This is a genomic window from Pseudomonas sp. GL93 (assembly GCF_003408955.1).
GTDB classification, from domain to species: Bacteria; Pseudomonadota; Gammaproteobacteria; order Pseudomonadales; family Pseudomonadaceae; genus Aquipseudomonas; species Aquipseudomonas paracarnis.
Window position 1 is genome coordinate 13,649 of record NZ_NKRF01000053.1, and the last position, 25,657, is coordinate 39,305.

General features: G+C 59.9%; 30 protein-coding genes. 23 read left to right on the forward strand and 7 right to left on the reverse strand.

The features are described 5' to 3' along the window. Positions 1 to 77: 77 nt before the first annotated feature. Positions 78 to 641: an alkyl hydroperoxide reductase subunit C gene (gene ahpC, locus CER19_RS08460; RefSeq protein WP_034119642.1), complete on the reverse strand. Its 564-nt coding sequence runs from the start codon at positions 639 to 641 to the stop codon at positions 78 to 80. Between the two features lie 133 nt (positions 642 to 774). Continuing rightward, a complete protein-coding gene (locus tag CER19_RS08465; protein ID WP_116666080.1) occupies positions 775 to 1,707 on the reverse strand; it encodes a site-specific integrase in 933 nt (310 codons plus the stop codon). 169 nt (positions 1,708 to 1,876) lie between these two features. Between CER19_RS08465 and CER19_RS08470 the strand changes: the two genes are divergently transcribed. Then, the gene (locus CER19_RS08470; protein WP_116666081.1) at positions 1,877 to 2,884 is read left to right on the forward strand and encodes a DNA-binding protein; all 1,008 of its coding nucleotides are present in this window, start codon (positions 1,877 to 1,879) and stop codon (positions 2,882 to 2,884) included. On the opposite strand, the gene gorA is transcribed toward CER19_RS08470, so the two are convergent. Together gorA and galU are read right to left on the reverse strand one after the other, a co-directional pair. Beyond that, positions 2,885 to 4,243 carry a glutathione-disulfide reductase gene (gene gorA / locus CER19_RS08475; protein WP_116666082.1) on the reverse strand — a complete coding sequence of 453 codons (1,359 nt, stop codon included), beginning with the start codon at positions 4,241 to 4,243 and terminating at the stop codon, positions 2,885 to 2,887. Between the two features lie 105 nt (positions 4,244 to 4,348). Beyond that, positions 4,349 to 5,188: a UTP--glucose-1-phosphate uridylyltransferase GalU gene (galU, locus tag CER19_RS08480; protein WP_003173830.1), complete on the reverse strand. Its 840-nt coding sequence runs from the start codon at positions 5,186 to 5,188 to the stop codon at positions 4,349 to 4,351. A 310-nt stretch (positions 5,189 to 5,498) separates the two neighbouring features. Between galU and CER19_RS08485 the strand changes: the two genes are divergently transcribed. The 11 genes from CER19_RS08485 (at position 5,499) to CER19_RS08535 (ending at position 14,357) form a co-directional block, all read left to right on the forward strand. After that, complete coding sequence (locus CER19_RS08485; protein ID WP_003191311.1) at positions 5,499 to 5,684, forward strand: hypothetical protein; 186 nt, start codon at positions 5,499 to 5,501, stop codon at positions 5,682 to 5,684. 503 nt (positions 5,685 to 6,187) lie between these two features. After that, positions 6,188 to 6,709 (forward strand): fimbrial protein, encoded by a 522-nt coding sequence (locus CER19_RS08490; protein ID WP_116666083.1) that lies wholly within the window; start codon positions 6,188 to 6,190, stop codon positions 6,707 to 6,709. Positions 6,710 to 6,760: 51 nt separating this feature from the next. Then, a complete protein-coding gene (locus CER19_RS08495; RefSeq protein ID WP_116666084.1) occupies positions 6,761 to 7,321 on the forward strand; it encodes a fimbrial protein in 561 nt (186 codons plus the stop codon). A 19-nt stretch (positions 7,322 to 7,340) separates the two neighbouring features. Beyond that, on the forward strand, positions 7,341 to 9,953 hold the full coding sequence (locus CER19_RS08500) for an outer membrane usher protein (RefSeq protein ID WP_165861615.1): 2,613 nt from the start codon (positions 7,341 to 7,343) through the stop codon (positions 9,951 to 9,953). Continuing rightward, positions 9,950 to 10,711, forward strand: a complete 762-nt coding sequence (locus CER19_RS08505) for a fimbria/pilus periplasmic chaperone (protein ID WP_116666085.1) — start codon at positions 9,950 to 9,952, stop codon at positions 10,709 to 10,711. Before CER19_RS08500 ends, CER19_RS08505 begins: the two co-directional genes overlap by 4 nt. A gap of 20 nt (positions 10,712 to 10,731) precedes the next feature. Further along, entirely contained in the window at positions 10,732 to 11,304 is a 573-nt protein-coding gene (locus CER19_RS08510) for a fimbrial protein (RefSeq protein WP_116666086.1), read from the forward strand. 10 nt (positions 11,305 to 11,314) lie between these two features. Continuing rightward, positions 11,315 to 11,809, forward strand: a complete 495-nt coding sequence (locus tag CER19_RS08515; protein ID WP_116666132.1) for a fimbrial protein — start codon at positions 11,315 to 11,317, stop codon at positions 11,807 to 11,809. 13 nt (positions 11,810 to 11,822) lie between these two features. Continuing rightward, positions 11,823 to 12,302 (forward strand): fimbrial protein, encoded by a 480-nt coding sequence (locus CER19_RS08520; RefSeq protein WP_116666087.1) that lies wholly within the window; start codon positions 11,823 to 11,825, stop codon positions 12,300 to 12,302. A gap of 11 nt (positions 12,303 to 12,313) precedes the next feature. Beyond that, positions 12,314 to 12,853 (forward strand): fimbrial protein, encoded by a 540-nt coding sequence (locus tag CER19_RS08525; protein WP_116666088.1) that lies wholly within the window; start codon positions 12,314 to 12,316, stop codon positions 12,851 to 12,853. A 98-nt stretch (positions 12,854 to 12,951) separates the two neighbouring features. Beyond that, a complete protein-coding gene (locus tag CER19_RS08530) occupies positions 12,952 to 13,920 on the forward strand; it encodes a fimbrial protein (RefSeq protein ID WP_116666089.1) in 969 nt (322 codons plus the stop codon). A 155-nt stretch (positions 13,921 to 14,075) separates the two neighbouring features. Beyond that, entirely contained in the window at positions 14,076 to 14,357 is a 282-nt protein-coding gene (locus CER19_RS08535; RefSeq protein WP_032897198.1) for a hypothetical protein, read from the forward strand. 5 nt (positions 14,358 to 14,362) lie between these two features. Here the strand turns inward: CER19_RS08535 and CER19_RS08540 are convergent, their stop codons facing one another. Both CER19_RS08540 and CER19_RS08545 read right to left on the reverse strand, forming a co-directional pair. Continuing rightward, positions 14,363 to 14,593, reverse strand: a complete 231-nt coding sequence (locus CER19_RS08540; RefSeq protein ID WP_116666090.1) for a hypothetical protein — start codon at positions 14,591 to 14,593, stop codon at positions 14,363 to 14,365. A 145-nt stretch (positions 14,594 to 14,738) separates the two neighbouring features. Continuing rightward, a complete protein-coding gene (locus CER19_RS08545; RefSeq protein WP_003191317.1) occupies positions 14,739 to 15,089 on the reverse strand; it encodes a hypothetical protein in 351 nt (116 codons plus the stop codon). A 213-nt stretch (positions 15,090 to 15,302) separates the two neighbouring features. Here CER19_RS08545 and CER19_RS08550 point away from each other — a divergent pair, with 213 nt between their 5' ends. The 11 genes from CER19_RS08550 to CER19_RS08595 all read left to right on the forward strand — a co-directional run bounded on the left by CER19_RS08550 (position 15,303) and on the right by CER19_RS08595 (position 25,041). Then, entirely contained in the window at positions 15,303 to 15,605 is a 303-nt protein-coding gene (locus CER19_RS08550; protein WP_003191319.1) for a DUF1883 domain-containing protein, read from the forward strand. Between the two features lie 26 nt (positions 15,606 to 15,631). Further along, complete coding sequence (locus CER19_RS28755; RefSeq protein WP_165861616.1) at positions 15,632 to 15,799, forward strand: hypothetical protein; 168 nt, start codon at positions 15,632 to 15,634, stop codon at positions 15,797 to 15,799. Between the two features lie 3 nt (positions 15,800 to 15,802). After that, positions 15,803 to 16,468, forward strand: coding sequence for a DNA oxidative demethylase AlkB (gene alkB / locus CER19_RS08555; RefSeq protein ID WP_116666091.1), 666 nt, complete (start codon positions 15,803 to 15,805; stop codon positions 16,466 to 16,468). Positions 16,469 to 16,543: 75 nt separating this feature from the next. Then, positions 16,544 to 17,617, forward strand: a complete 1,074-nt coding sequence (gene ada, locus CER19_RS08560; protein ID WP_116666092.1) for a bifunctional DNA-binding transcriptional regulator/O6-methylguanine-DNA methyltransferase Ada — start codon at positions 16,544 to 16,546, stop codon at positions 17,615 to 17,617. 71 nt (positions 17,618 to 17,688) lie between these two features. Continuing rightward, positions 17,689 to 18,753: a nitronate monooxygenase family protein gene (locus tag CER19_RS08565; RefSeq protein WP_116666093.1), complete on the forward strand. Its 1,065-nt coding sequence runs from the start codon at positions 17,689 to 17,691 to the stop codon at positions 18,751 to 18,753. A gap of 112 nt (positions 18,754 to 18,865) precedes the next feature. After that, entirely contained in the window at positions 18,866 to 19,618 is a 753-nt protein-coding gene (gene modA / locus CER19_RS08570) for a molybdate ABC transporter substrate-binding protein (protein WP_116666094.1), read from the forward strand. Then, entirely contained in the window at positions 19,619 to 20,299 is a 681-nt protein-coding gene (modB, locus tag CER19_RS08575; RefSeq protein ID WP_116666095.1) for a molybdate ABC transporter permease subunit, read from the forward strand. Positions 20,300 to 20,304: 5 nt separating this feature from the next. After that, positions 20,305 to 21,384 (forward strand): molybdenum ABC transporter ATP-binding protein, encoded by a 1,080-nt coding sequence (gene modC / locus CER19_RS08580; RefSeq protein ID WP_116666096.1) that lies wholly within the window; start codon positions 20,305 to 20,307, stop codon positions 21,382 to 21,384. Positions 21,385 to 21,458: 74 nt separating this feature from the next. Continuing rightward, a complete protein-coding gene (locus CER19_RS08585; protein ID WP_116666097.1) occupies positions 21,459 to 22,508 on the forward strand; it encodes a DNA topoisomerase IB in 1,050 nt (349 codons plus the stop codon). A 124-nt stretch (positions 22,509 to 22,632) separates the two neighbouring features. After that, a complete protein-coding gene (locus tag CER19_RS08590) occupies positions 22,633 to 24,267 on the forward strand; it encodes an ABC-F family ATP-binding cassette domain-containing protein (protein ID WP_116666133.1) in 1,635 nt (544 codons plus the stop codon). 69 nt (positions 24,268 to 24,336) lie between these two features. Further along, a complete protein-coding gene (locus tag CER19_RS08595) occupies positions 24,337 to 25,041 on the forward strand; it encodes a YoaK family protein (protein WP_116666098.1) in 705 nt (234 codons plus the stop codon). Between the two features lie 148 nt (positions 25,042 to 25,189). Here the strand turns inward: CER19_RS08595 and CER19_RS08600 are convergent, their stop codons facing one another. Next, positions 25,190 to 25,543, reverse strand: a complete 354-nt coding sequence (locus tag CER19_RS08600) for a hypothetical protein (protein WP_003191336.1) — start codon at positions 25,541 to 25,543, stop codon at positions 25,190 to 25,192. Between the last annotated feature and the right edge of the window lie 114 nt (positions 25,544 to 25,657).

The following is a 25,657-nucleotide window of genomic DNA, read 5'->3' on the forward strand; positions in this document are numbered from 1 at the left end:
AATCTCGCCCGGGCGTTTTGAGGGCGGATGCAGCTTACTTAAGTGCGGATACCCGCCCTTGATACGCGTTCACAGACTTAGATCTTGCCTACCAGGTCCAGAGACGGCGCCAGAGTGGCCTCGCCTTCTTTCCACTTGGCTGGGCAGACTTCACCTGGGTGGGCAGCGACATACTGTGCGGCCTTGATCTTGCGCAGCAGCTCCGAAGCGTCACGGCCTACACCACCGTCGTTCAGTTCAACGATCTTGATCTGACCTTCTGGGTTGATCACGAAGGTGCCGCGGTCTGCCAAGCCAGCTTCTTCGATCAGTACGTCGAAGTTGCGGGAGATGGTCAGGGTTGGGTCGCCGATCATGGTGTATTGGATTTTGCCGATGGCTGGCGAAGTGTTGTGCCAGGCAGCGTGGGCAAAGTGGGTGTCGGTGGAAACACTGTAGATTTCAACGCCCAGTTTCTGGAATTCGGCGTAGTTGTCAGCCAGGTCTTCCAGTTCGGTTGGGCAAACGAAGGTGAAGTCGGCTGGGTAGAAGAATACAACCGACCACTTGCCTTTCAGGTCAGCGTCGGACACATCGACGAAGCTGCCGTTTTTGAAAGCGGTGGCTTTAAACGGTTTTACTTGGCTGTTGATGATAGGCATCGTTGACTCTCCGTCAGGGGTTAAGAAGTTGATGAGATGAATCCTACCGGCTCTTTCGGTCGATGGCTCATTGGCAAACCTGATGCTGACGATTGGCTTTCTCTATCAGGTGACGCTATTAATAGAAGAAATCTCAAATCAGCGGTTGGGTCGCCAGGGTCATGCCCAAAAACGGTGTCGCTTCAACATAGCGCATTGCGGATTTCATGTCGTTCCAGCCGACGTAACTCATCAGCGACTTCAAGTCCCAGCCGCTGCGGTGCGCCCAAGTGGCAAAGCCCCGACGCAGGGAGTGGCTGGTGTATTGATCGGCGGGGATGCCTGCGCGCTCAAGGGCCTGGCGCAATAACGGGATCACACTGTTGGGATGCAAGCCCTCCTCACCCAGGTTGCCCCAGCGGTCAATGCCGCGAAACACCGGGCCGCGCACCAAAGCCGAGGCGCTGATCCACTCGCTATAAGCCTGCACCGGGCACAGCCGCAGCAGCGCCGGGGTCTGGTAGGTCTTGCCGAGGTTGTCTCGATCACTTTTGCTGCGCGGCAAGTACAGGCTGATGCCTGCGCCGGGCACGGCTTGCACATGCTCGATGCTTAATCGGCACAGCTCATCACTGCGAAAGCCTCGCCAGAAGCCCAACAGAATCAACGCAGCGTCGCGCTTGGCCCGCAGCAAGCGCGGCTGGTCGTAGTGCTCGCTGGCCTGTTTGGCTTCAATGTCCAAGGCTGCGATCACCTGTTCCAACTGCGTGAGCTGCAAAGGCTCGGCCTGGCGTTCCCGCACCGGGTGCACCGCGCGGATGCCCTTGAGCACCTTGCGTACCACCGGCGCTTTCGTCGGGTCGGCAAACCCTTGGCTGGTATGCCATTGCGCCAAGGCCGAGAGCCGCAGTTTTAAGGTGTTGACTGCCAACACCCCGGCATGCGCCACCAGGTAGCGCGCCACGCTGTCACTGGTGGCCGGCAGGAACCCTCCCCAACTGACTTCGAAATGCTCGATGGCCGCGCGGTAGCTGCGGCGCGTGTTGTCGCGGGTGGCGGCGTTGAGATATCGGTCCAGGTCGCTCATAGGCGTCTTTTCGTACTACTGACGGGTGGATGGCTGATGAAAATGCTAATAACACGGGATAATACGCCAATATCCCATCCGTTAAATCATGAATTTCAACGAGTTTTTAATCATGTTATAGTATGTATATACATACCATGTACCACAGTACTAAATCGACGGAGACCCCATGGCTCGCGGCGGCATAAACAAAGCAGTAGTGCAAACGGCACGCCTGGCGATCCTCGCCCGTGGCGAAAACCCCAGCATTGATGCGGTGCGTATCGAAATGGGTAATACCGGCTCGAAAACCACCATTCATCGCTATTTGAAAGAACTGGACGAAAGCGAGACGCGCCAGACCATCACCCAAGCGCCGATTGACGATGAGCTTGGTGAGCTGGTCGCACGCCTGTCCCAACGCCTGAAAGAGAAGGCCCAAGAGCCGATCGACTTGGCCCTGGCGCAATTCGAGCAACACAAAGCCGCCCTGCTCGCCCAGGTAGAAACCCTGGAAAAGGCGCACACCCAGCTCAAACAGCAATTTGATATCCAGGCCGCGGCCCTGGCCGAAGAAAGCGCGGCACTGCAAACCGCCAGCACCAGCCTGCAGACCGAGCAAACCCGTAACGCCGGGCTGAGCCAGGCGTGCAGCGACTACGAGCTGAGGCTCAATGACAAGGACGACCAGATTCGCTCACTGGAAGAAAAACACCTGCACGCCCGCGATGCGCTTGAGCATTACCGCACTGCCATCAAGGAGCAGCGTGAGCAGGAACAGCGTCGCCATGAGGGCCAGTTGCAACAGGTACAGGCTGAATTGCGTCAGGCACAGCAAAGCGCACTGGTGCGCCAGGACGAAATCACCCAACTTCATCGCGATAACGAGCGCCTGCTGAGTGAGCAGCGAGTGACCGCCAAGGAATTGAATGCGCTGCAGGAGCAAGCACGCCAGGACCAGGCGCTACAGCTGAAACTTACGGAGCAGCTCAGCCAGATCGACAGCGAACGCACCCTGCTCCAGGAACGCCTACGTGTTGCCGTGCTGGACAGCCAATCGCGCCAAGCGGCCCTGCTTGAACACCAGCAGCACAACAAGGCGCTTGAGCTGGACCTGATCAAGGCCCAGGCAAGCATCGAAGCCCTGCGCCTGGCGACCGTCGTTGCAACGGCGCCAGAGGCAGCAGAACCAACCTGATCAGTCCGCCACAGGCGTGCGCATGGTGACGAATTCTTCCGCCGCCGTAGGATGCACGCCGATGGTTTCATCGAAATGCTGCTTGGTCGCGCCCGCCTTGAGCGCGATCGCCAGCCCTTGCACGATTTCACCCGCATCCGGGCCGACCATGTGGCAACCCAGCACTTTGTCGGTGTCGGCGTCGACCACCAGCTTCATCAAGGTCTTTTCCTGGCACTCGGTCAGCGTCAGCTTCATCGGCCGGAACCGGCTTTCAAAGATCTGCACGTTGTGGCCTTTTTTGCGTGCATCCTCTTCTGTCAGGCCGACTGTGCCGATATTCGGCAGGCTGAACACGGCCGTCGCGATGTTGGCGTAATCCACCGCGCGGTACTGCTCGGGCTTGAACAACCGCCGCGCCACGGCCATGCCTTCAGCCAGGGCCACCGGCGTCAGCTGCACACGACCAATCACATCGCCAATCGCCAGGATCGACGGCTCGGCGGTCTGATAGAGATCATCCACCGCGACGAAACCGCGCTCGTCCAGTTTGACCCCAGTATTTTCCAGGCCCAAGTTATCCAGCATTGGACGGCGGCCAGTGGCGTAGAACACGCAATCGGCTTCCAGCACGCGGCCATCCTTCAAAGTCGCCTTGAGGCTGCCGTCGGCCTGCTTGTCGATGCGCTCGATGTCGGCATTGAACTGCAAGTCCAGGCCGCGCTTGGTCAGCTCTTCTTGCAGGTGTTTGCGCACCGAACCGTCAAAGCCGCGCAAGAACAGGTCGCCGCGATACAGCAATGAAGTGTGTGCGCCCAAGCCGTGGAAAATGCCGGCAAACTCAACGGCGATATAACCACCACCCACCACCAGTACGCGCTTGGGCAGCTCTTTAAGGAAGAACGCCTCATTGGAGCCAATGGCGTGCTCGCGCCCTGGAATCTCAGGGATCTGCGGCCAGCCGCCGGTGGCGATCAGGATGTGCTTGGCCGTGAAGCGCTCACCGTTGATCTCCACCTGATGGGCATCGACCAGGCGTGCATGCCCTTCATGCAGGGTCACGCCGCTGTTGACCAACAGGTTGCGATAGATACCGTTGAGGCGGTTGATCTCGCGGTCCTTGTTGGCGATCAGGGTCGCCCAATCAAAGTTCGCCTCGCCCAGCGACCAGCCAAAGCCGCTGGCCTGCTCAAAATCTTCGGCAAAATGCGCGCCGTACACCAATAGCTTCTTTGGCACGCAGCCGACGTTCACACAGGTGCCACCCAGGTAGCGGCTCTCCGCCACGGCCACTTTGGCGCCAAAGCCAGCGGCAAAACGCGCCGCGCGAACACCGCCGGAACCGGCGCCAATTACATACAGGTCAAAATCGTAGGCCATTTCACTCTCCTCGGCAGGACACCAGCATACCGACTTACATGGGGCTGAAAAACGAAAAAGCCACCCGAAGGTGGCTTTCGCTTAAAACTTACCGGCAAGCGTGAATCAGTAAGCCTTGCCCGTCTTGTAGAAATGCTCGTAGCAGAAGTTGGTCGCTTCGATGTAGCCCTCGGCGCCGCCGCAGTCGAAACGCTGGCCCTTGAACTTGTAGGCAATCACGCAACCGTCTTTAGCTTGCTTGAGCAGAGCGTCGGTGATCTGGATCTCGCCGCCCTTGCCTGGCTCGGTTTCTTCGATCAGCTTGAAGATGTCCGGCGTGAGGATGTAACGACCGATGATCGCCAGGTTCGATGGCGCGTCTTCCGGTGCTGGTTTCTCGACCATGTCGCGTACGCGGATCAGGCCATCGCCAATATCGTCGCCGGCGATAACACCGTACTTATTGGTTTCGGTTGGGTTGACTTCCATCACCGCAACGATGGTGCAACGGTATTTCTGGTAGAGCTTGACCATCTGGGTCAGCACACCGTCGCCTTCCAGGTTGACGCACAAGTCATCCGCCAGGACCACGGCGAAGGGTTCGTCACCGATCAGCGGGCGGCCGGTAAGGATGGCGTGGCCGAGGCCTTTCATCTGAGTCTGACGGGTATAGGAGAACGAGCACTCGTCGAGCAACTTACGGATACCGACCAGGTATTTTTCCTTGTCGGTGCCCTTGATTTGGTTTTCCAGCTCATAGCTGATGTCGAAGTGGTCTTCCAGCGCGCGCTTACCACGACCCGTGACGATGGAGATCTCGTTCAAACCGGCATCCAGTGCCTCTTCCACACCGTACTGAATCAGTGGCTTGTTCACCACTGGCAGCATTTCTTTGGGCATGGCTTTGGTCGCTGGCAAGAAGCGAGTGCCGTAACCGGCTGCTGGGAACAAGCATTTCTTGATCATATGAGTCCTTACAAAGGGCTGTACGTACGGAATTCGGCGCAGTCTAATCAGGCCGCAGTCACCTTACAATGGGTCCTGCTGGCGTTGCGATGTCATCATAGAGAAAAAATGTCGGCGTAAGTTCCGCTGATCCTGCAAAGGGTGTCACCAACGGTCAGTCAGAACCCGCGTCGACCCCTTGTTTGAAAGGGCTGCATTGGTTTTAGCACGCTTTTGCGCCCCTGGCACTGACCCGCAACAACTTGCGCCCTGCCCCGGCATTTGGCGCTATCATGGGCGCCTTGAACCAAGACCACGAGATTGCCAACAGATGTCAGAACCAAAAGGTGTAAACGGCTACCTGATCACGAAGCGAGCAGACGGCTGGCACTTGATCAATTTTCACGGTGACAGCGTTGCCGGCGTATTCGAGACCGAAAGCATGGCGATCGCCGTAGCCGAAGTGTTTGTGGATGAGGCAGGCCATGCATCGAGCAAGCGGCCGAAAACCAAGTAAGCCTCGTTGCATTGCTTTGAAAGCCCCGTTAAGCGGGGCTTTTTTGTGGCTGCTGCCCAGGCATCTTCATCGCCACTGCCACCGAAGCCCGGTTAGTTGTTTCGCGCTATTAATGTCTATTGATTTTCACTGTATGTCATCCCATTCTTACAGTCATCACCCTAACTGAATTATTCGCATTTAGTCGCATGTAGTTCAATTCTTACAGCCTAAACCAAAGTTTTGGCAAAATGCCATATTCTTCCTATTAGTCGCGATACTGCCTGCCCACATTAATAGGCGAATGTGACGACTTACTTTTTCAAGCCGCCACTACACAATCGCCTCCGCTTCAAGCGTGTCTCCAAATAGCAATACAACTAGTTGGAAAGTTTGACCTTCCGACTGGCACTTGGCTGACGATCAACCGAGTTTGCTGCCGACCACGTTTGAGGTGAAACGTCAGTCCCACACCACCAGGTGGCGGGGCTTTTCCATGACATTTTTTATGTGGGCATCTGCAAATGAAAACTACGTTCAAAACTGCACTGTTAACCATCGGCCTGTTCGCGGGCTCCATGTCCGGCGCTCAGGCGGCAGATGGAACAGTTACCTTTCTGGGATCGGTCCACTCGGGTGCCTGCTCCATTAAGCCTGAATCGGTAGACCAGACCATCCACCTGGGCGCCATCGCCAAGCATCAATTGCAGGCAGGCGGTAAGTCCGAAGCTCGCCGTGTGCTGATTGAGCTGGAAGGTTGCGACCTGACGGACCTGACCGATAAAACCGTGACCACGACCTTCACCGCAGCCCCCTCGACCGATGTGCCTGGCGCGATCGGCACCGTCGGCACCGCAGGCCGCGTCGGCATCATGATGACCCATGGCGGCAGCCCTATCAAACTGGGTGTGGCAACCACTCCCCAGGCCATTTCCACCGGTGACAACACGCTGGAATTCGGCGCCTTTGTTCAAGGCGCGGCGACCGGCGACATCGTGCCGGGTGACTTCAGCGCGGTCACCAATTTCACCTTGGCTTATCAGTAAGTAGCCCCCCCGCCACTACAAGGTGGCGGGGGGAACGGGTGGGAGATAACGGTGAAAAAACTCATAAGTCTGGCAATGAGCTCGTCATTGGCGGTGGTCATCAGCCCTTGGGGGTTCGGGCAGGAGCCTGCGCAAGGTGAAGGGGTCATCACGCTTGGTGGCAGGGTCGTCGACTCCGCGTGCGGGTTGGAATTGACCAGTGCCGATCAAACCATCGAGATGCCCGCCGAGCCCATTGGCCGGCTGTTGCGAAATGCGCTGGGCGAACCACACCCCTTTGATTTGCGCCTGGTCAACTGCTCATTGACGCGCCCGGACCCCTCACGCCCGGGTGCAACGCTACCCGACTGGGAGCATTTGCGGGTGACGTTCGACGGCCCGCGCGACCGGGACGGTCGCTCCTTTGCTGCCTTCGGCGATTCACAGGGTGTTGCCTTTCACATCTGGGATTCGGCCGGCCAGGAGAGCGTGCCGGGCGAGCCGATGGCGCCGCATCCCTTGGCGGAAGGCGACATGACACTTCACTACACGCTGCGGCTGGTGGGTAACGGGCTGCCTTTGGCGCCGGGCGTTCACCGTGTCGCCGTGCGGTTCAAGTTGGAATACTTTTGAACATTGATGGGTTGCTTTCATGCTGAATGCGTCGAAGATCAAACATACGCTGCGCCCCACGCTGTTTGGCGGGCTGATGTCACTGGCAGGCACAGCCTTGGGTGCCGGGGATATCGAATTCAATACCGACGTTCTTGACCTGAATGATCGCACCAATATTGATTTGTCGCGGTTTTCGCGTAGCGGTTTCATTCTGCCGGGCACCTACACAATGCTTGTGCAGATCAACGGCCAGGCGCTTTCCGAGCAGTCGGTGGCGTTTTATCCTCCCGATGATGACCCGAAGGATAGCCAGGCATGCTTGTCCGCGGAGCTTGTGGCACAACTGGGCCTGAAGGCGTCCGAAGCAGCCAAGCTCACGGGGTGGAAAGGCGACGAGTGCCTGGATATCCAAGGCTTGCCAGGTGCCGAGGTGAGTGCAGATCTGGCCACCTCCACATTGAGCATCAACCTGCCCCACGCCTACCTTGAGTACAGCGCTCTTAATTGGGATCCGCCTGCACGCTGGGATGAAGGCGTGCCAGGGCTGCTGATTGACTACAACCTGACGGCGCAGTCCAACGCCCAAAAAAACGAGCGGACCCGCAACCACCTCAGTGGTAACGGCACCCTGGGGGCCAATGCCGGAGCCTGGCGCCTGCGGGCCGACTGGCAGGGGCGGGTCGACAGCGCAAGAGACCGTTCTGCGGGGGAACAGAAGCTGGAGTGGAGCCGCTATTACGCTTACCGCGCCATCCCTTCATTGAAAGCGCGCCTGGTGGTTGGGGAAAACTACCTGTATTCGGACCTGTTCGACAGCTTCCGCTTTACCGGCGCCGCGCTGAACTCGGACGAAAGCCAGCTGCCACCCAACCTGCGCGGTTATGCGCCTGAGGTGGTTGGGTTGGCCAAGACCAACGCCAGGGTGGTCGTCAGCCAACAAGGGCGTGTGTTGTATGAAACCCTGGTGGCGGCCGGCCCCTTTCGCATCCAGGACCTCAACGATGCGGTCACCGGCACGCTGGATGTGCGGGTGGAAGAGCAGGACGGTTCAGTGCAGACCTTCAAGCTCAACACCGCTGGCGTGCCTTACCTGACGCGCCCTGGGCAAGTTCGATACAAGCTGGCGACCGGGCGGCCATCGGACCTTCAATATGGCGCTGACGGCAACTTTTTCGGCACCGGCGAATTCTCCTGGGGCGTGAGCAACGGCTGGTCGTTGTTTGGCGGCGCCATAACCGATAACAACTACCGGGCGGCCACTGTTGGTGCAGGCCGCGACCTGTTGGCGTTGGGCGCTTTATCGCTGGATGTCACCCAATCCCACGCTAACGTGTGGAATCAAACGCTCTCAGGCAAATCCTACCGCCTGCAATATTCGAAGAACTTTGAACAGTACGACAGCCAAGTCACCTTCGCCGGTTATCGGTTCTCCGATAAGAACTTCCTGAGCATGAGTGAATACCTCGATGCTCGTCATTACGGCAGGAACGGCGAACTTGCCGGGCGCGGACAACATGACGAATTCGGCCAATATGCCGCCGAGTTCAAACCCATCGGCGGTAGCAAGGCGCTTTATACGGCGACCGTTAACAAGCAGTTCCGTGACTTGGGTGCCACGGTGTACGCCAGTTATAACAAACAGACTTACTGGTCGCGCCCAGCCAGCCAGCGCTGGAACTTGTCGGCGTCTCGCTACTTCAATGTTGGCACCGTCAAAAACATGAGTTTATCACTCAACGTCTATCGCACGCTGGATTACAACTATAAGGATAACGGCATGGCGCTGACGGTCAGCCTGCCGTTAGGACGCAGCGGCACGCTGTCGCTGGACGCCAGCCGGGCGGCAGGCAAGAACGGCTTTTCAACCCGCTACAGCGATCGCCTCGATGAGCGCAACAGTTACCAACTGACGGCAAGCGATAATTCAGCCAGTGGTTATCTCAGCCACATGGGTGATCAAGCGGACCTGACACTGGCCGCCAGCCGGCAACAAGGCAGTCGCACCAGCCTCAGCCTGTCGGCCCGCGGCGGCGGCACGCTTACGCCACACGGCGCGGCGCTGCATCGTACCAACAGCATGGGCGGCACCCGTTTGATGGTGGATACCGGCGGCGTGCCTGACGTGCCGGTGCGCGGTTACGGCTCGCCGGCCCGCAGCAACGCCTTCGGTAAAGCGGTGATCGCCGACCTGAGCAGCTACCAGCGTACGGCGGCCAGCGTCGATCTGGAGAGTTTGCCCAGCAATGTCGAAGCCACCCAATCCGTCACCCAACTGACCCTCACCGAAGGCGCCATTGGTTATCGCGCCCTGGACGTGATTGCCGGTGAGAAGGCCATGGCAGTGCTACGCCTGCCCGATGGCAGCTCGCCACCCTTTGGTGCGACGGTCCAGAACGCCAAGCAGCAGGACACCGGCATCGTGAATGACGGCGGCAATGTCTACCTCAGCGGCATTCAAGCCGGTGAACAGATGGTCGTCAGCTGGGGCGGTAACGAGCGCTGCACCCTCACCCTCCCCGACGTCTTGCCCGCTGACGGCTTGAGTAACGCCCTGCAACTGGACTGCCGAATCGCAGCCACCGATCAACCCTTGTCCGCGCCGGCAGAGCTGACCGGCAAGCCCCCCGCTATGGAGACCACATCCTCATGACCCTGTACAAACGCGTCACCCTCTCGACCCTAACCCTGCTGACGCTCGCCTTGAGCCACAGTGCCAACGCCGCGATCGGCCTGGACCGTACCCGCGTGATTTTCGACGGCGGCAAGGACGCCACCAGCGTGAACATCACCAATAACAACACCCAATTGCCTTACCTGGCCCAGGGCTGGATCGAGAATGAAGAGGGCCAGAAACTCACCACGCCCTTGATCGTGCTGCCCCCGGTGCAGCGCCTGGAACCGGGCAAACAGAGCCAGGTAAAAGTCCAGGCGCTGCCGGCGGCCAAGTCATTGCCCCAGGATCGAGAGACGGTCTACTACTTCAACCTGCGGGAAATTCCGCCGCGCACCGATAAGGCCAACACCCTGCAAATCGCGCTGCAAACCCGGATCAAATTGTTCTACCGACCTCAAGCCATTACGCCCAGCCAGCAGGACCTGTCCAACCCCTGGCAGGAAAAACTGACCCTGACCCGGCAAGGCGAGCATTACCGGGTGAATAACCCGACGCCCTACTACGTGACCCTGGTGGATGCGCGCAGTACCAAGGAGGGCAAGACCGTGGCCGGTTTCGAGCCAGTGATGGTACCGCCCAAAGGCACGCTGATCCTGGGCCCGACTGCCAAAGCCCTGGGCCCTACCCCGCACTTGGCCTACGTCAATGATTACGGCGGTCGTCCGCTGCTGGCCTTCATCTGCCGCGGCGAGACTTGCAAGGTCAACCTGCAAGCAGCTCCGCCCAAACAGTAAGCCTGTCGCTGGAGTCAGCCATGAAGTCTCATTACATAAAGGCATTGGGCGGCCTGCTCCTGGTTTTGGGGGGGAGCGCGAAGGCCGAGGATATCGAGGGCATGAATGGCGTGCTGAATATTTCCGGGTCCATGCACGAAACCCCGTGCAGCCTGGAAATGACCTCGCTGCATCAGACCATTGAACTGGGCGACGTCTCCACCAGCCAATTACGCCGCCCCGGCGACCAGGCCAACCAAGTGGCGTTCCAGTTGCGCTTTACCGAGTGCACCCGCACCGCCGGCAGTATCCGCAGTGAACGCACCGGCAACCTGACCTGGAGCGCCTTTCAACCGGTGCTGGCGGGGGCCTTCCTCGCGCCTGCCGATGACGACGATTCGCGCCTGGTCAAAGTACAAGGCATCACCGGCCTGGGGCTGCAGCTGACCGACGCCTTGGGCCGGGACGTACAACTGGGCCAACGCGGCGAACCGCTGTTCTTGCCCCTGGGCGGTAACACCAAGACCTGGAACGTGCGGCCCACGCGCACCGCTGCGCCATTGACCAGCGGGGCGTTCCGGGCCGTGGTGGATTTCAGGCTCAATTATGAGTAAGGGCAAAACCATGGCTAAGTCATACGGCCCCTGGGCCGTGTTTATGGGCAGCGGCCTGCTCTGGGCACTTAGCCTGGGTGCGCAGGCCGAGACCAACCTGACCATCCGCGCGGTGATCGTTGCGCCGCCGCCGTGTGTCATCAACAGCGGAAGTACGCTCGACGTGCCTTTTGGCAACGACCTGCTGACCTCGCGAGTCGACGGGGTCAACTACCGTCGTGGCGTGCCGTACACCGTCACCTGCAGCTCCCCTTTCAGCAACGCGTTGACCCTGGAACTCAGGGGCACGGGCGCCGCATTCGACAGCCGCGTACTGGTCACCCGCAAGCCGGACCTGGGGGTGAAGCTGTTCATCAATGGCGCCGATTGGCCGTTGAACACGGCGGTGAACTTCACCTACCCCAACGTGCCGGTGGTGCAGGCAGTGCCGGTCAAACGCCCGGGCAGCACGCTGACCGGAGGCGCATTCGATGCCGCCGCCACCCTCGTGGTCGATTATCAATGAAGAGGAATGACCAATGATCTGTTGGCCGCAGCGAGCGTTGCTCGCCTTGTGCTCCCTGGGCCTGTGCAGTGCTGCATCGGCCAATCTGACGTTCAGCGGCACACTCAACGAACCTCCCCCGTGCACGATCGATGCGGGCAACACCATCGAGGTAGATTTTGGCGATGTCGGGATCAAGCGCGTCGACGGTGTGCAATACCGCAAAGGCGTGGGCTACACCATCAACTGCGGCACCGACACGCTGCCATGGGCGCTGAAGTTGAGTGTCAATGGCACGGCAACCACGTTTGACGGTTCTGCAGTACAGACGAGTGTACCGGCGCTGGGTATCCGGGTTTTCCAGAACAACCTGCCATTTTCACTCAATACGCCACTGGATATCAGCCTGTCATCACCGCCCGTACTGGAAGTGGTGCCGGTCAAACAGCCCGGCGCAACTCTGGCGCCCGCAAGGTTTACCGCGGTGGCCACGCTGTTGGCCGAATACCAGTAGGAGCCGAATCAATGGGACATACACACCACAAGGGTTGGCAATGTGCAGCGCTGGTACTGGCCTTGAGCCTGACCGCTGACGCCAAAGCAGCGGACAACCTGAGTTTCAAGGGCAACCTGGTCCAGGAGGCCTGCACCCTGCGACCGGGCGACGAGGCCGTCACCCTGGAACTCTGGGACGTTACCAGCAAGCACCTCTATCTCAACACCCGTTCACAGGGCAAGGACTTCAGGCTGCACCTGGAGAACTGCGATACCACCATTGGCGCTACGGTCAGCATCACCTTTGGCGGCAGGGAAAACACCGCGTTGCCCGGCATGCTCGCGCTGGACGGTGGCAGTGGCGCCTCAGGCATCGGGGTGGGCATAGAGACGCCGAGCAACAAGCCACTGCCGTTGAATTCGCCCAGCGATGCGCAGGTATTGATAGATGGCAGCAATGTGATCGCGCTGAAAGCCTTTGTGCAGGGCGAGCCGCAGGCCATCAGCGACCAGACCATCGGCCGAGGGGCGTACAGGGTGACCTCTACTTTTACGTTGGACTATCCATAAACAGCCTTGGGCAAACCTTAAATATCTTCCGGACGGCTTCAGCAAGGGCTTGGATACCTGCAAGCAACGTCCGGACAGAGGAGCAATGAGAGATCACAATGAAACGACTCTATGGAGCTATAGCGCTTCTCGTCTTGCTGAGTATTACCACGACCGTGCGAGCAGCGGATTGCCGCGTCAACGGCGGAGCATGGCAATATGTTGGCGATGGCGGGATCCTCAACCTGCACGTCCCCGTCACTGTCAGTGTGGGCTCGGACAGTACACGCCTGATTCTTGAAGGTGCACGGTTGGAGTGCCGATTTACTCGCTATCCGGCTTTCCCTTCACGCATAGACTTTTGGGGAACTTCTGCGTTCGCCGGCGCCCCTTGGGTGCCGGGACCAAAATTCTCCGCTCAAGGTACCGGATTGCGCATAAATGGCACGTTTTATAACACGCCTGTGCCGTTTAACATCCGGATCGCGACCATGCCCAATAACGGTGTCGGGTATCCCATCAATGTAACCCCCTATATCTTGCTGCGAAACGATCCCAGCAACCCTATCAACGTGGTAAGAGGTGACACTCTAGGCGCACTGAATCTCCACCAAACCAATAACTACAGTTCTGGAAGCACGCGACTCGTACTGACGTACACCGCCGCGAACAACTTCGGCATCTCCCCGTCAACCTGCACAATCAATAACAACAACCCTATCGAGATCAACTTCGGCGACGTACAACAGCGGGCGATCGGCACCGACCCCCTGACCACCACCGTGCGCACCAACCGCAGGCTGACCTATTCATGCCCAAATAGCGGCATTACCACCCCCATCACCATCACCTATAAAGGCGTCCCGTCAGCGTTCGACAACAGGCTGCTGGTAATGAGTAATCCGAGCGTGGGCACTGCCCTCGTGCGCGCGGGCTCTGCGGTGCAGGTCAACGGCTCATTCCTGACCCGCATCACCAACAGCGTGGGCGGCGATGATGTGACCTTTTCGCTGGTACGGCGATCGGGCCCGTTCCCAGCCGCAGGAGCGATAAGCGGGAGCGGCGTGCTGGTAATGGGCGTGCCCTGACACTAGCCGAAGGCTGGCTCACGCTCGACCGGGAGGGGTGTGCATGCGCAGTGATTGTCACTGCGACTGCACACTGGGTGGCAGTTCGCTATAATCCGCGCCAACGCCCCACGACAGTGTCAGCGCCCTCTATTCCCTCTCGACGAAGATCCCTTATGAACAAAATCCTGGCACTGACCGCAGTACTGGCACTCGCCGGCTGCACCACCGCTTCCGATACCTTGCTGAAAAATGGCGAACAAGGCTTGACCATCGACTGCTCGGGCGAGGCCAACTCATGGGCCAGTTGCTACGAGAAAGCTGACGCCTCCTGTGCCGGCACCGGTTACCGCATTGTCGGCACCAATGGCACGCCAGCCCTCAAGGAAAGCGACAAGACCCTGGGCCAGGACGTGGGCAACTTCAAAGGCCGCAGCGTGGTGGTGGTCTGCAAGTAACGCTGCTACAGGTGCACTTCAGCGAACTTGATCCCCAGGCCACGCAGGGTTTCGATCAGGTCATCCAGGCGAGCAAATGACTCGACCTCATCCTGCTCGTCCACCAGGAAGTAGCTGCGCCCGCCGCTCTTCTTGAAAAACACGATCCACTCGCCCAAATCGGCGGGGTTCTGGATGACATGGGTGGCCGAAATCTGCCCTTCGGCATGGTGGGCTTTGACGTGGTCTCGTTTCATAACGGGCTTTCCAGAAAAAACAAATGCCGCTCAAACCCCGGGTTTGAGCGGCATCTTTGTAGTGAATGCCCGACAGTTTAACGGATACATGCCGTCCCTGCAGGGTGAGGGCTTTTTTTATCGGTTTGAGGGATGAGCCTGTGGCTCAACCGGAAATGCACTCTTCCCCCGCCTTCTTCACGTCGCCCGGGCGGATGGGCACATTGGACATGCTTTCATAAAGCTTGATGCTGCTACCGCTGGAGCGGTCTTCGATTTCAAAGATTGCCGAAGGGTCTGCCGAGAACTTCTGCGGCACGATCACCTGAATGCCATCTTTATGGGGCTCGATCTGCGGCGGCCGACGGGTCGCCTCCAATTTGCGCACCACACACGCCGCATATTCCTGCGGCTTCTTCCCTGAGATGACCACCAATGTTGGCGGGGTCTGCTTGATATCTGCAACCGAAGCACACCCACCTATTGCCAAGGCCAGCACCAACACACTCCACTTCATACAAAAACCTCCGATAAAGACCCTACGACAGCGGGGATGGTAATTTTCTCCCATCAACGTAGGATTTATCTGTGATAACTCGGTAAATAACTGTTTTAAATTGTCGAAGTCGTCGACGACGGCCCGATAATAAACGCGCTGGGGCTGATAAACTCCATCTTAACCTACGTATCGTTCTGATTTTTCAGAAAAAGCCCTTCTGGAGACACCCCCATGAAATTCATCCACCAGCGTGAGCACCTCAACGAGGGAGACATTGTCGTCATCGAATGCTCGCAGACCTGCAATATTCGCCTGATGAGCGATGCGAACTTTCGCAGCTTCAAAAATGGTGGCCGCCATACCTACCACGGCGGCGCATTTGATAAATTCCCGGCCAAGATCACCGCGCCCAGCACCGGGTTCTGGAACATCACCCTGGATGTGGTGACCCGTCGCGCCATCAGCGTGACCCGCAAGCCTGCGTTGTCCCACAAGATCCGTATCGTTCGTCGTACCAGCAGCAAGCTGAGCTGACCCGAACACCTGACAGGAAAAAAGCTGTGAACACCACAACCAAATACGTCATCAAGTACAAGCTCAACGGCGAACGCCGCTTTGAATTTGCCCAGTTGCAAAACAACAGCGTCGAAGAAGCCAAGCAGGCGCTGGCAAAAATTCATGATGCCAGCGACGAAATCACCGACATCAATGTGAGCAAGGCGCTGTAAGCCATGCCAGGCCCTACCGTCGATTTGTTTGCCGATGAGTCCCTGCAACAGCCTGCCGGGCGCGAGCAAATTGGCGAAGAATCCTACGTACTGAGGGGCTACGCCCTGCCCTGGATCGAGCGTTTATTGCCTGAACTGCGGCGTGTCCTGGCTCAATCACCGTTTCGGCAGATGGTCACCCCCGGCGGCTTTACCATGTCGGCGGCGCTGAGCAGTTGCGGCGAGCTGGGCTGGACCACCGACGCTCGTGGCTATCGCTACAGCCCACTCGACCCGCGCAGCCAGCAACCCTGGCCCGTCATGCCCGACACATTGCGCCAACTGGCGGTGGCAGCGGCTACCGACGCCGGCTTCAGAGGTTTTCTACCGGATGCCTGCCTGATCAACCGTTACGTACCGGGGGCGAAAATGTCCCTGCACCAAGACAAGAACGAGCGCAGCTACGGCGCGCCCGTGGTCTCGGTCTCCCTGGGGCTGCCCGCGATTTTCCTGTTCGGTGGGCATGAGCGCAACGATAAACCCCAAAAGGTCTCTTTGTTCCATGGTGATGTGGTGGTGTGGGGCGGCGTCGATCGCCTGCGCTTTCATGGTGTGATGCCGATCAAGGACGGCGTGCATCCGATCATGGGCCCGCAGCGCATCAACCTGACCTTTCGCACCGCTGGTTAATTTGACCGCAAGCTTCGGAGTGTCGAGCGCGAGCGGCAGGCTTAATCTGCCCCTGAACCGTCAAGAGTGCAGGCCATGAACAACGAACACGATCCGCGCTGGGCTGCCATTATTGCCCGTGATGCCAAAGCCGACGCCTTGTTTGTTTACGGCGTAAAAACCACCGGCGTGTATTGCCGCCCCAGCAGCGCTTCGCGTGTGCCGCGCCCGGAGAATGTCGAGTTTTTCGACACGGCGGCGCAGGCCGAGGCCGCCGGTTATCGTCCCAGCAAACGCGCTGCCGGCGACCAGACCCAGTTGGCCGCTCACCATGGGCAATTGGTGGCCGAGGCCTGTCGGCAAATCGAACAAGCCGAAACTCCGCCTAGCCTGGACGCGCTCGCCCGATGCGCGGGGCTGAGTCCGTTTCACTTCCACCGTGTATTCAAAGCCAACACCGGGCTGACCCCCAAGGGTTACGCCAGCGCCCTGCGTTCGCGCAGAGTGCGCGACGGCCTCAAGGGCCAGCATTCTGTGACAGACACCCTGTACGACGCAGGCTTTAATTCCAATAGCCGCTTTTATGAGGCCGCCGACCAAGTGCTCGGCATGAAACCCCGAGACTACAAAGGCGGCGGCGCCAATAACACCATCCGCTTTGCCGTTGGCCAGTGCTCGCTGGGGGCGATTCTGGTGGCGCAAAGCCAACGTGGCGTGTGTGCGATTTTATTGGGTGATGATCCGGACAAACTGGTGCGCGACCTGCAAGACCAGTTTCCCAAGGCTGAGTTGATCGGCGCGGATCAGGGTTTCGAACAACTGGTTGCCCACGTCGTTGGCTTTGTCGAGGCCCCTGCCGTGGGCCTGGATTTGCCCTTGGACCTGCGCGGCACGGCCTTTCAGGAACGGGTGTGGCAGGCGTTGCGCGAAATACCTGTGGGCAGCACCGCCAGCTATGCGCAGATAGCCGAGCGTATCGGCGCGCCCACCTCCTTTCGTGCCGTGGCCCAGGCATGTGGAGCCAACCACTTGGCGGTGGCGATTCCCTGTCATCGCGTGGTGCGCAGTAATGGCGAGCTGTCGGGCTACCGTTGGGGCGTGGAGCGCAAGCGCCAGTTACTTGAGCGCGAAACCCAGCCCCACAAAACGCCGCTTCCGTCCAGTGAATAAAACAGACTGGCCGGGGGCCGATTGCCCTGCTAAAACAGCGAAAAGCCCTACTGACGCTGGAGACGCACCCCATGAGCACCTGGCCAGACACCCGCATTCTTGACCTGTTGGGCATTGAGGTGCCGATCATCCAGGCGCCGATGGCTGGCGCGACGACCACCGCCATGGTCATCGCCGCCCAGCAAGCCGGTGCCCTGGGCTCCATGCCCGCCGCAGCATTGAGCCTGGAGCAACTGCGCGACGCCTTGGCTCTCATTCGCCAGGCCAGTCATGCGCCGCTGAACGTCAACTTCTTCTGCCATCAACCGCCCGCTGCCGACGAAGCGCGGGACAGGGCTTGGAAGGCCTTGCTGCAACCTTACTACCATGAACTGGTCGCCGACTTCGATGCGCCAACGCCGGTATCCAACCGCGCGCCGTTCAATGACGCAGCCTGCCAGGTGGTGGAAGAATTTCGGCCGCAAGTGGTGAGTTTTCACTTTGGCTTGCCAGAGAAATCCTTACTGGACCGGGTAAAAGCCACCGGTGCCAAGGTGCTGTCATCGGCCACTACCGTCGAGGAAGCCGTGTGGCTGGAACAGCACGGCTGCGACGCGATTATTGCCATGGGTATTGAAGCTGGAGGGCATCGTGGCCTGTTCCTCAGCGATGACCTCAACAGCCAGATCGGCTTGATGGCGCTGCTGCCACAGATTGTCGACGCGGTCAGCGTGCCGGTGATTGCTGCGGGCGGAATCGCCGATGCGCGCGGCATTGTTGCAGCCTTTGCCCTCGGTGCTTCGGCAGTGCAGATCGGCACGGCGTACCTGTTCACTCCCGAAGCCACTGTAAGCGCCTCCCATCACCACGCGCTGCGCCATGCCCAGGCCAGCGAAACCGCGCTGACCAACCTGTTTACCGGCCGCCCGGCGCGGGGCATCGTCAACCGGGTGATGCGTGAACTCGGCGCAATCAACCCCGCTGCGCCGGCGTTCCCCAAAGCCGGAGGCGCATTGATGCCGCTCAAGGCCAAGGATGAAGCCGGTTTCAGCAACCTGTGGGCGGGCCAGGCCCTGGGGCTGGGCAAAGACCTGTCCACCTATGACCTGACCCGCGAATTGGCCGAGCACGCGATAGCCAGATTCACCCGCGACTGACCTCAGCAGCCACTTGGTGCTGTACCGGCAATAGCTTACCGCTATATATTCTCATACATAGCGGTAAGCCTTTTTACCTACAACCTGCCGTACACCTTCAAGGAGTTGCTTCATGATGACCCGCGTTTCGCGCCTGGCCCCCCTGCTTGCCGCCTTTGCCTTGGGTACGGCCCATGCCGATGAAGTGCAGGTGGCCGTGGCCGCCAACTTCACCGCCCCGATCCAGGCGATTGCCGCCGACTTCGAGAAAGACACCGGCCATAAACTGGTCGCGGCTTACGGTGCCACCGGGCAGTTCTACACCCAGATCAAGAACGGCGCACCGTTTGAAGTATTCCTCAGCGCCGATGACACCACCCCGCAAAAACTCGAAAGCGAAGGCGCTACCGTCAAGGGCTCACGCTTTACCTACGCGGTCGGCACCCTGGCGCTGTGGTCGGCCAAAGAAGGCTATGTGGATGCCATGGGCGAGGTGCTGAAGAAAAACCAATTCAAGCACTTGTCCATCGCCAATCCAAAAGCTGCACCCTACGGCCTGGCCGCCACCCAAGTACTGGCCAGAGAAGGCTTGACCGACAAGGTCAAGGACAAGCTCGTCGAAGGCCAGAACATTACTCAGGCCTACCAGTTTGTCTCCACCGGCAACGCCGAGTTGGGTTTTGTCGCCTTGTCGCAGATCTACAAAGACGGCAAAGTCACCGGCGGTTCGGCGTGGATTGTTCCGGCCTCCCTGCATGACCCGATCAAACAGGACGCCGTGATCCTCAACAAGGGCAAGGACAGCGCCGCTGCCAAGGCCCTGGTGGACTACCTCAAAGGCCCGAAAGCGGCTGCCGTGATCAAATCCTACGGTTACGAGCTGTAAATGCCCCTGTCGAGTGCTGATTTTTCTGCGATCTGGTTGACCCTCAAACTGGCCTCGCTGACCACGCTGATCCTGTTGATCATCGGCACACCGATCGCCCTGTGGATGTCGCGCACCCGTTCCAAGTGGCGCGGCCCCATCGGCGCAGTGGTCGCACTGCCGTTGGTGTTGCCGCCAACGGTCATCGGCTTCTACTTGCTGTTGGCCATGGGGCCCAACGGTTACGTCGGCCAGTTCACCCAGTGGCTGGGCCTGGGCACCCTTACCTTCAGCTTCGCCGGGCTGGTGATTGGCTCGGTGATCTACTCCATGCCCTTCGTGGTGCAGCCGTTGCAGAACGCGTTTTCTGCCATCGGTACGCGCCCGCTGGAAGTGGCTGCGACCTTGCGCGCCAACCCGTGGGACACGTTTATCACGGTGATCCTGCCGCTGGCACGCCCTGGGTTTATCACGGCCTCGATCCTGGGCTTTGCCCATACCGTTGGTGAGTTCGGCGTGGTGCTGATGATCGGCGGCAATATCCCGGACAAGACCCGTGTCGTCTCGGTGCAGATCTACGACCACGTCGAAGCCATGGAATATGCCCAGGCCCATTGGCTGGCAGGCGCCATGGTGGTGTTCGCTTTCCTCGTGTTGCTGGCGCTCTATTCCAGCCGTAAAACCAAGATGGGCTGGAGCTGACCGCGATGATGAATATACGCCTGCACCTGAAATACTCCGCCTTTACCCTGGATGTGGACCTGCAATTGCCCGGTCGTGGCGTGAGCGCGCTGTACGGGCATTCTGGCTCCGGCAAGACCACTTGCCTGCGCTGCATCGCCGGATTGGAACGCGCCGAACACGGCTTTGTACAAATCAACGACGAGGTCTGGCAAGACAGCTGCACAGGCCTGTTTATACCGCCGCATAAACGTGCCCTGGGCTATGTGTTCCAGGAGGCTAGCCTGTTTCCTCACCTGTCGGTGCTCGCCAATCTGGAGTTCGGCCTCAAACGTATCCCACGCCCGCAACGCCGCGTGGACATGGCCCAGGCCACCGAACTGTTGGGCATCGGGCACCTCCTTGAGCGTCACCCGCAACACTTGTCCGGCGGCGAGCGCCAGCGCATCGGCATCGCCCGCGCCTTGCTCACCAGCCCCAAGTTGTTGTTGATGGATGAACCGCTGGCGGCCCTGGACAGCCAGCGCAAAAGCGAGATATTGCCTTACCTGGAACGCCTGCACGACGAGCTGGATATCCCGGTGCTCTACGTCAGCCATGCCCAGGATGAAGTGGCGCGACTGGCCGACCATATCGTCTTGCTCAGCGACGGCAAGGCCCTGGCCAGCGGCCCTATCGGCGAGACCCTGGCGCGCCTCGACCTGCCCCTGGCGCTGGGCGACGATGCCGGCGTGGTGATCGCCGGCAGCGTCGTTGCCTACGACGCGCACTATCAGTTGCTCACTCTGCAGTTGCCCGATTGCCCGTTGCAGATGCGCGTGGCCCATGTCCCGCTGGCGGTGGGCAACCCGCTGCGGGTCAAGGTCCAGGCGCGGGATGTAAGCCTGAGCCTGCAGGCCCAAGAACACAGCAGCATCCTCAACCGCTTGCCGGTGACCGTCACCCAGACTGTCGGCGCGGACAACAGCGCCCATGTGCTGGTGCGCCTCGACGCCGGCGGCACGCCCTTGCTGGCACGCATCACGCGCTTCTCCCACGACCAGTTGCAACTGCATCCGGGCCAGACACTGTGGGCGCAAATCAAGGCGGTGGCAGTGCTGGCTTAACCATTTGGCACGACCGCAGGGCGCTGCGGTCAATCAGACATACCGGCCTGATTTGTTGCCAAGGAACCCGCCCCATGCCTGACTCTTCGTTACCCGCCGACCTGCCCCGCGACCTGCATTATGTGGATGACACCCAGCCCGGCATCCGCCGAAAAAAAGTGCGGGGCACGTTCCAGTATCTGAACGCCAAGGGCGAGCGCATTACCGACGCGGACGAAATCAAACGCCTGAACGCCTTGGCGGTGCCGCCCGCCTACACCGATGTGTGGATCTGCGCCGACCCTCGCGGCCACTTGCAAGCCACCGGCCGCGACGCCCGTGGCCGCAAGCAATACCGTTACCACCCACGCTGGCGCGAGGTGCGCGACAGCGACAAGTACTCGCGCTTGCAGGCTTTTGGCGCCGCTTTGCCCAAATTGCGCAAACAACTCGAAGCACAAATAGCCGAGCCGGGGTTTACCCGCGAAAAGGTGTTGGCCACGGTGGTGATGTTGCTGGACGCCACGCTGATCCGCGTCGGCAATACCCAATATGCCCGCGAAAACAAATCCTACGGCCTGACCACCTTGCGTAACCGCCATGTGGACATCAAGGGCAGCGAGATCCAGTTCCAGTTTCGTGGCAAGAGTGGCGTGGAGCATCAAGTCAGCGTCAAGGATCGGCGCCTGGCCCGGGTGGTCAAGCGCTGCATGGAGTTGCCGGGGCAAAACCTGTTCCAGTACTTGGATGAAGACGGGGAGCGGCATACCGTCAGCTCCCAGGACGTCAACGACTACCTGCACCGCCTGACCGGCGAAGATTTTACCGCCAAGGACTACCGCACCTGGGCCGGCACAGCGATGGCGCTGGCGGTGTTGCGCGAATTGGCGTGGCAGCCCGAATCCGACGCCAAGCGGCATGTGGTGGCGATGGTCAAGGATGTCGCCCGGCAGTTGGGCAACACGCCAGCGGTGTGCCGCAAGTGCTACATCCACCCGGCGGTGCTTGAGCATTTCAGCCTCGGTGAATTGTCTAAGCTGCCCAAGCCGCGAGTGCGCAAAGGCCTGAAAGCTGAAGAAGTCGCGCTGGCGATGTTTCTGGAGAAACTGGCCGAAGACTTGCCGCACAAAGTTAAGGTGGGTTAGGCTCTGCCCCCCTTCTGACTCACGGGATGACCGCCGACGTGAACATCTAAGCCTTCCAAAATGTATCTGCAACGAGCCGCCTGGCGTGCTTGTTGGCCTGTTCGACATTTTTTTGGAGGTGCTGATGACTGACGTCAAACGGCTGCCCGCGCTTGTTTCCCTGCAACACCTGTCTTTCCAGTTCGCTAATGGCGAAACCTTGCTGGCCGACGTGAGCCTGTCCATTGATCAAACGCCTACCGGTATCGTCGGGCGCAATGGACGGGGTAAAAGTATCCTGGCGAAGTTGATGGCCGGCGTGCTGCTGCCCTCCTCCGGCACGTTGAAAAAAACGGCTCATGCTGCCTATGTGCCCCAGGCCATCGCGGTTCAAGCTGGACAAACCATCGCTGATATCACCGCAACTGCCGCTGCCTTGGCAGCCCTTGCACGTATGGCCCAGGGCGATGCACGCCTCGGTGATCTGGAGCTGATCGACGATCGCTGGGACCTCGCCGAACGCCTGCGCCAGGCGCTGGATGCAGCGGGTTTGCCGACCCTCAGCGCCAGTACCCCGGCCGATCAACTCAGCGGCGGCCAACTCGCCAGGGTCGCGCTGATCGGGGCGTTGTTAGCTGCGCCGCAGTTACTGATTCTGGATGAACCCAGCAACCACCTCGACGCTGCCGGGCGCGATTGGCTGTTGCGCGTACTGGGCGCTTGGCGCGGCGGGCTGGTGGTGGTTAGCCATGATCGGCAATTGCTCAACACCATGGGCCGCATCATCGAGCTGTCGCCCCTGGGCATTCAGGTGTATGGCGGCAACTACGATGCCTATCGCCAGCAACGCGACACCCACCAGCAGGCCGCGATTGCTGCGTGGGAACAGGCGCGTCTGGCCCGCAGCCGCGAGCGTCGGCGCCTGCAGAAAGATCACGACGACCTGCAGCGCCACGCCGCACGCGCACGTAAACAGGCCGAGACCGCCAACGTCGACCGTTTTACCAAGGCGCGCTGGAAAAGCGCAGCAAAGGAGGTCGTCAGCAGCGTGCGCAGCGTCCATGATGCGTGCAAAAACCAGCTGGACGCCCAGGTACGCCAGGCTTACCAGCGCGTGGTGGATGAGACGCCCACACTGCTCGCATTACCAGGCTCGACCGTCCCCAATGGCCGCCAGGTACTGGTGCTGGAGCAGGCGCAATTGCCCTGGCTTGATCCCCTGGCACCCGCCAGCTACCTGACGGTCAACCTGACAGGCCCGGCTCGCGTTGCCGTACGTGGGCCGAACGGTTGCGGCAAATCGACCTTGCTCAAACTGCTAGCCGGCCACTGGCAGGCGGTCAGTGGCGAGTGCAGCGTAGCGGTGCCCAGTGCGTACATCGATCAGCACCTGGCGCTGCTGGACGACCGGCGCAGCCTTGTCGAACAACTCAATCTGCTCGAGACGCCCCTGGCCGAAGCCGAACTGCGCACACGTCTGGCGTTGTTGCAGTTGGACGCGTTGCGGGTTACGCAGCCGGCAGGGCAACTCAGCGGCGGCGAGCGCTTGAAAGCTGCGATGGCCGTAGCCTTGTGGCGTGAAACACCGGCGCAATTGCTGCTGTTGGATGAACCCACCAACCACCTGGACCTGGAGTCAGTGCAAGCGTTTGAGCAGGCATTGAAGGGGTTTACCGGCGCGCTGCTGGCCGTATCACACGACGAGGCATTCTTGCAGGCGATCGAGCCGACTCACCATCTGACGTGGCACGCCACCGGCTGGCAACTGGAGCGTGTCTGAGGTCATTGCGCGGACAGGCAAAGCGTCCTACGGTAGTGGCCGGATAATCTCACCGAGGAAAACGGCCCCATGCTGCCTTCGTCCCGCAAGCCTTACACCAATGTCACGCTCGCCCTTCGACAGCGCTGGCGCGGGCGGGTGGGCTTGATGCTGGTGGCCTGTCTGTCGGTGCTGGCGGGCATGACCGATGCCATCGGCTTTATGGCCAGCGGCGATTTCGTCTCCTTCATGAGTGGTAACACCACGCGCCTGGCGGTGGCCATCAGTGCGGGCGACCTGGGGCTCACCGGGCGGCTGGTGTTGCTGGTCGCCACCTTCGTGGTCGGTAATGCCTTTGGCGTGCTGGTCAGCCGTTTCAGCAAGCGCCATGCGTTGCCCTTATTGCTGTGCATCGGCGCCTTGCTCTGCGCTGCGGCGTTGTGGCCATCGACCGACACCTTGCCCGCGTTGCTCGCAGCGATCATTGCCATGGGCATGCTCAACGCGGCCGTCGAGGAGGTGAACGGGTTACCGGTGGGGCTGACCTACGTCACCGGGGCGCTGTCACGCTTTGGTCGCGGGCTGGGCCGTTGGTTATTGGGCGAGCGCCGCAATGGATGGCGCGTGCAATTGATTCCGTGGGGTGGGATGTTCATTGGCGCTGTGATCGGTGCGCTGCTGGAACAGCAGATGGGCCTGCGCGCATTGTGGGTCAGTGGTGCGTTGGCTGGGGCCTTGGGGGTGGCGACACTGTTGATTCCGCGACGCTGGCACTTGGGTTTCATGCCCCGTTGAGATTGGGATGGAGGAGCTCGTTCGACGTTTAAGCCTCGACATCCGTGTACCGGTAAAGAGCCATCACGTCGAACGAGCGAGTGAATCATAAGCCAATGCCCGGCGGCTGTCCCGCCAGGCGTTTCGGAATATGACTAAGGCAACCGACTTACAGACAAGTGGCCAGTGCTGCCAGGCGACGTTTGGCCGGCATATTGTCCTGAGCAGCATAATAGTTGACCGTAGAACCCGCGCCGGTGCTGAGTACATCGACAAAGTAATCGCCACCGGTGGTGTACACCGTAAAACCACCCGCCTCGGTCGCTTCCTTGAAGCCGCCGGCATCGACGCCGAACACGCTTTCATCCTGCCAGCCGAACTGGATGCACTGGGCAACGACCAGAGTGGCCTTGTCTGACGCCAGGGTTTTGTAGGGGCTGCCTGCGCGCGCCTCCTTCATCTTCGAACCGGCGCAACCGGTCAGTACCGCCAGTATCAATGCGCCCATTACCACTTTGTGCATGCCATTGCTTCCTTGGAAAAACCATGACTCTACCACTGTGCCGGGGCCAACTGACGCGCCCATGAACTTTGTTTCACTGTGAAGGGCAAACACGCCGCCTATAGTGGTCAGGCT